Annotated in this window: 5 protein-coding genes; 3 read left to right on the top strand and 2 right to left on the bottom strand. The window is 41.5% G+C overall.

All coding sequences use genetic code 11. The features are described 5' to 3' along the window. Positions 1 to 63: 63 nt before the first annotated feature. The gene (locus KTE19_RS12710) at positions 64 to 1044 is read right to left on the bottom strand and encodes a glycoside hydrolase family 43 protein (RefSeq protein ID WP_217342423.1); all 981 of its coding nucleotides are present in this window, start codon (positions 1042 to 1044) and stop codon (positions 64 to 66) included. A 273-nt stretch (positions 1045 to 1317) separates the two neighbouring features. Between KTE19_RS12710 and KTE19_RS12705 the strand changes: the two genes are divergently transcribed. Continuing rightward, the gene (locus tag KTE19_RS12705; protein ID WP_217164612.1) at positions 1318 to 2208 is read left to right on the top strand and encodes an ArsR/SmtB family transcription factor; all 891 of its coding nucleotides are present in this window, start codon (positions 1318 to 1320) and stop codon (positions 2206 to 2208) included. Positions 2209 to 2235: 27 nt separating this feature from the next. Beyond that, complete coding sequence (locus tag KTE19_RS12700; protein ID WP_217164614.1) at positions 2236 to 2832, top strand: hypothetical protein; 597 nt, start codon at positions 2236 to 2238, stop codon at positions 2830 to 2832. A gap of 184 nt (positions 2833 to 3016) precedes the next feature. Here the strand turns inward: KTE19_RS12700 and KTE19_RS12695 are convergent, their stop codons facing one another. Further along, positions 3017 to 3730 carry an alpha/beta hydrolase gene (locus KTE19_RS12695; protein WP_217164616.1) on the bottom strand — a complete coding sequence of 238 codons (714 nt, stop codon included), beginning with the start codon at positions 3728 to 3730 and terminating at the stop codon, positions 3017 to 3019. A gap of 251 nt (positions 3731 to 3981) precedes the next feature. On the opposite strand from KTE19_RS12695, the gene KTE19_RS12690 reads away from it, so the two are divergent. After that, positions 3982 to 5031, top strand: coding sequence for an SGNH/GDSL hydrolase family protein (locus KTE19_RS12690; RefSeq protein ID WP_217164618.1), 1050 nt, complete (start codon positions 3982 to 3984; stop codon positions 5029 to 5031). Positions 5032 to 5152: the final 121 nt, after the last annotated feature.

The raw sequence follows: 5152 nt of genomic DNA, 5'->3' as shown, positions 1-5152 counted from the left end.
TTCGCAAACATCATTTTACAGAAATTTGGCCATGGGCCATTCTTTATTTAATTAGTGTTGCACTTAAAGTGTAAATTCAAGATCATAATTATATGGAACTGGCTTGCCAAAATGAGGCGTCCCGTCATCATTCCAGGTAAATGCTTGAACCTTGGTATGACGGTTTGGATCATATAATGGGTCGCCTTTAATTTCGGTATAATCGCGACAATGATAAACCAAAATATCAGTTTTGCCGTCCTCGGCAACAGTGAATGAATTGTGACCTGGGCCATATTGATGAGTTGCCATGTCACTTTGGAAAACAGGATCTTTCGACTTAGTCCAGTTACTTGCGTCCAACAAATCTGCATCATCGGGAACACTTAACATACCCATTGCATAATGCTCGTCGGTAGCGCTTGCAGAATAAGTTAAGAAGTAACGGCCGTTTCGATGAATAATTGCAGGTCCTTCGTTAACCCAAAAACCAATCGTTTCCCAATCAAATTCTGGTTTCGTCAACATCACTGGCTTTGTCTTGAGCGTCCAGGGATTTTCCATTTCGGCAATATAAATGTTGGAATTACCACGAATTGCCGGATCCTTTTGGGCCCAAACATAATAAAGTCTATCATTTGCTTCAAAGCAAGTTGCGTCAAGTGAGAAGCTGTCCATGCCTGTTTCAACTTGACCATGTTCAAACCAGTCATCTTCACTTCTCATTGGATCTTCGGCATCACATTCGATACAGAACATTCGGTGTTGGAACATCCCATTCTGATCCAAGGCAGTTGTTTCAGCAGCTGCAAAGTAGATGAACCATTTGCCATCAATGTAATGAATTTCTGGTGCCCAGATCAGCCGTGACATGGGACCGTTTTCATGCTTGCGCCAAATAGTACGTGGAGCAGCATGAGCCAATCCGGCTAAAGTTTTAGCCCGGCGAATTTCGATCAAATTATAAGCAGGGACTGAAGCGGTGAAATAATAATAACCGTCAGTGTGCTTGTAAATGAACGGATCGGCTCGTTGAACAATCAAAGGGTTGATATAATCAGTCAATGTAAACTCTCCTTTTCACTACGTAGTTTTGTAAGCTCCTTGTGCACATTTTTATAATATGGCCTGTAGAAACCGATTACAATGGTTTTTGTGAGTATTTCATCATATTTTGACTTAGATAAATGTTTTTGATAGTATAAAAGCAGCCATAAAGCGGTTACAAAATCAAAAATTAACATAAATGTTGATTAAAGCACTTTCATCCCTTTCATAGCAGGATTGTTAGTGAACATTCACACAATAAGTGTTATGTTAAATAAGGAGCTCATTACCATGGAATTAGACATATCTCAGGACTCTCTGAAGGTTTACAAAGCACTGGCTAGCCCGGTGCGAATCCAAATCATTCAGGCCCTCTCAACGAAAAGGACCAGTGTTCAGGAGCTATCTAAGAAGCTCAATCTCAGTAGTACCATTGTTTTAATGCATCTCAATAAGCTCGCTGAAGCTGGGATTATCGGCTTCGAACGTCACGGCCATAAAAAGGTTTCCTATTTGAAAGTTGATAATATTAATGTTCACTTTCCAAGTACGATCTATCCGGCGTTTGCGGAATACGATACCGAAGTGCCGGTTGGCCAGTTTACCAACTACTCGGTGACGCCATCCTGTGGCCTGGCTGGAAAAAATGATTATATTGGTAAAGTTGACAATCCCACTTATTTCATGAGCCCAGATCGGATTAAGGCTGGCATGATTTGGTGGACCGATGGCTTTGTTGAATATCAGTTCCCCAATTATTTAGAGGACAAAGATCATTTGGAAATGCTAGATTTGTCGATGGAATTAGGATCTGAATTCCCATTTTCCAACAACGTCTGGCCATCTGACATCACGTTTTATATTAACAATGTTGAGATTGGGACTTGGACCAGTCCAGGGGATTTTTCAGATATTCGGGGTAAATACACGCCTGATTGGGTTCCAGATAACGTTAACCAATATGGGCAACTCAAGGTTGTCAGGGTGACCGACCATGGGAGTTATTTAGATGGACAGCCCTTCACGGATGTTTCCATTGATGATCTGGATTGGCGGCAGCCCACAATTTCGGTACGATTTGCAATCAAAGACAACGCTAAACACAAAGGCGGCTGCACAATCTTCGGTCACGGATTTGGTAACTACGACCAGGATATCCAGATGAAGCTATTTCATAGTTAAATAAATCTTATAAAGAGGGTAGATCTCATGAGTCAAAACGATAAAATGCGAGAATTCATCTTAAGTTACCTAGAAACCCAGCCGAATCAGGTCAATCTCCAGAGTGTTCGTAAATTAATTGAGTATGGTAAGAACAATGATTATGCTGCGCCGGATATTTTAGCCGAACTTTCGAAGATGGACGATAAGCATGAGGGAATTCTTACAGCGACGTTTGACGTTGATTTTGTTGACGGGGTGAAGCTATTTACTAACAAAGCTACCCGCTGGCTGACCCCTGAAGGATTGAAGTACTTAAGCGATCTCAAGCACGGAGAAAATGCCCACTCTGACATCAAACTAGCGGACGATGATAAAAGAACAGCGCAAAAATATGATGGTTATCTTCAGCAATTAATCTCCGCAAAGGGCGACATGCAAACCGAGTCTGACCAGGTAACGTTACAGGAATTTTCACTGGATCTGCGTCATTTGTTAACTGACAATAAAAAGCTGGAGCGTGGTGCTCTCAATAAGTTCAATCCATTTGTTGAAAGAAATTGGCAAGAACTTTCAACCCCAATGACCCCAATCTTCATGGAATTGTCGAAGCGGTTTTTGTTCGACAAAGATTATGATGCGTGAGAATACCCATCAACAAATTATTGATAAATGTAACTTGCCCCACCATTTATATTGACAAAGTTTCTGACAAACGGCTGAGTCCAGCCATTTAGAAAAAAGGACCAACTATTCCAATAATAATTAGGAATAATTGATCTTTTTCGTTAAATTCTGGGATCAAAACGCCGATTGTCCCAGTCTTTTCCTACTCAAATTGTTTGAGCCATTCCAAACACAGTGGGAACCATTTGGCAAAATGAGCATCCGTTCTGTCGCGGTTAACCACTCCCGTATATTTGTTGCCCAAACTAAATCCATGACCACCTGAGGCAAAGAGGTGAAGTTCAAATTGAACATCATTCTCAAATAATGCCTTTGTATATGGTTGAATGTGATCAACATATGGGGCCAGTCCATCACCACGGGCCCCAAAGATAAAGGTTGGGGCAGTCTCTTTAGTAACCAGTTTGGAGACATCCTCACTTTGAATGCCCATTTTCTCATCCAAGGCCTGATTAACAACTGGATAACCTAAAATGGCAAATTGGGCGTGGTTGCCCTTTTCACACGAGTAAGCGGCTGCCAGCTGGCCACCAGCTGAAAAGCCGATGACGCCAATATTTTTGGGATTGACTTTCAAGCCTTTTGCGTGTTTAATTATGTAGTCAAATGCGGTGCTGATACTTTCTTTGGCTACTTGATAATTCTTCTTTTCATTAATCGGGTATTCCAACACAAAAGCTTGGTAGCTTTGCGTCAAGAATGTCAAAGCAACCCGCTCCGAATCTCGTTCTTTAAATGGCTTATAACTGCCACCAGGTAGAATAACGATCCCAGGCAGATCAACATCACTAGCACTATCATAAATATCTAATTTTGTTCCATTGTCTTCATTTAACACAACTTGTTTAAAATCCATACAATCACCTCAACTACTATGATAAGGTGCCAGCACCAAAATTGCCATTCGAAATTAATGGTAAATGCCGGTAGAACACCCAGCACGCATGATTTATACGGATATATCACAATTATTTATGGAGATATTGAAATTCTTTATAACTTTCTTTAGATTTTTGTCGTATAGTAACCCAGTGGGTAGCTAATAGCCACTGATACATATTTCTCGTTACATTCGTTATCAATATTTTGAACCGGGGGAATTTTCACATGATTTCAATTAACAAACGCGTCACCCTTTTAGTGGCGGCTTTTGTACTAGCTACCCTTTCATTTGGCTTTGGTTGTCATTCGACAGCGGATACCGGCACCGCCAAAGTGAGTGTCCAATTCAAGCTGCCCATTCACGCGCATGCCTACGCGCTTAAAAAGAATGCGACGTTGTATTCAAATGTCCATTTAACAAAAAAGGTATCGAGCAAAGGTCTGCTCAATACCACTTGGTATCGCAACAAAATTGCCAGTGTCACGATTAATGGTAAACATGCTTATGTTTATCGCTTAACCAGCGCCAACAACAAGCACACCTATTGGGTTCTACATTCCCAAATTAAAGGCATTTACAGCAAGTCGTTTAACGTTAAATTACCGCAAGCCGGCAATCGCTTTGTTGGTAAGCAAATTGGTGTCTTTGGTGATTCAATTCCATCCGGCTGGGACGGGTTTCACTTCTACTTGAACAACTCCTACTTCGATTGGTTAAGCAAATACCTTGGCACTAATAAACGAGTTATGAACTATGCGGTACCAAGCGCCAAAATCGTCGGTCATCGGTTTGCCTACGTCGGCGTCAAACATGTCGCCCAGGATTTGCCCGTTGCCATCAAGTATCATCAGGCTCAAATAAAGAAAATGAATATGATCTTTATTCACGTCGGCACCAACGACTACACTAATTTGTCAGGTTCTGGCAATCTGCGTAACGTTACTCGCCATTTGTACCAGGATGTATCTCGGATTAAGGCAATTAATCCTAGTGCCCACATTTATGGGGTCTTGCCAATTTCCAGATATGACGAATTGGGTGAAAATCGGCAAAACATGGTTAACCAATATGGCTATACGTACGGTCAATTGCGGGAAGCCGAAGCAAGAGTTTACCGCAAGCTTGGCGCAACGGTGATCAATTTCCAGCAATTTGCGCCTAACATTATTACCGACCAGAATAAGGACCTAACGCTGGAAGATCATGAGATTCACCCAACCGCACAAACCGCCCAAAAGATGGGGTACGCGTTGGCAAAGGAATTAAGTAAATAATTGATTATTATCCAAGCCGCATATCAGCGGACACAAAAAGAAGGGGTCAAAGTCAAATCGTATTGATGGCGACTTATGAGCATCACCGAAAGGTGATGCTTTTTTGTTATTAGGCATGAAT

Origin of the sequence: Lentilactobacillus dabitei, from assembly GCF_019061365.1 — a bacterium.
GTDB lineage: Bacteria > Bacillota > Bacilli > Lactobacillales > Lactobacillaceae > Lentilactobacillus > Lentilactobacillus dabitei.
The sequence above is the reverse complement of the archived record's forward strand: the minus strand, read 5'-3'. Positions and strand labels throughout refer to the sequence as shown.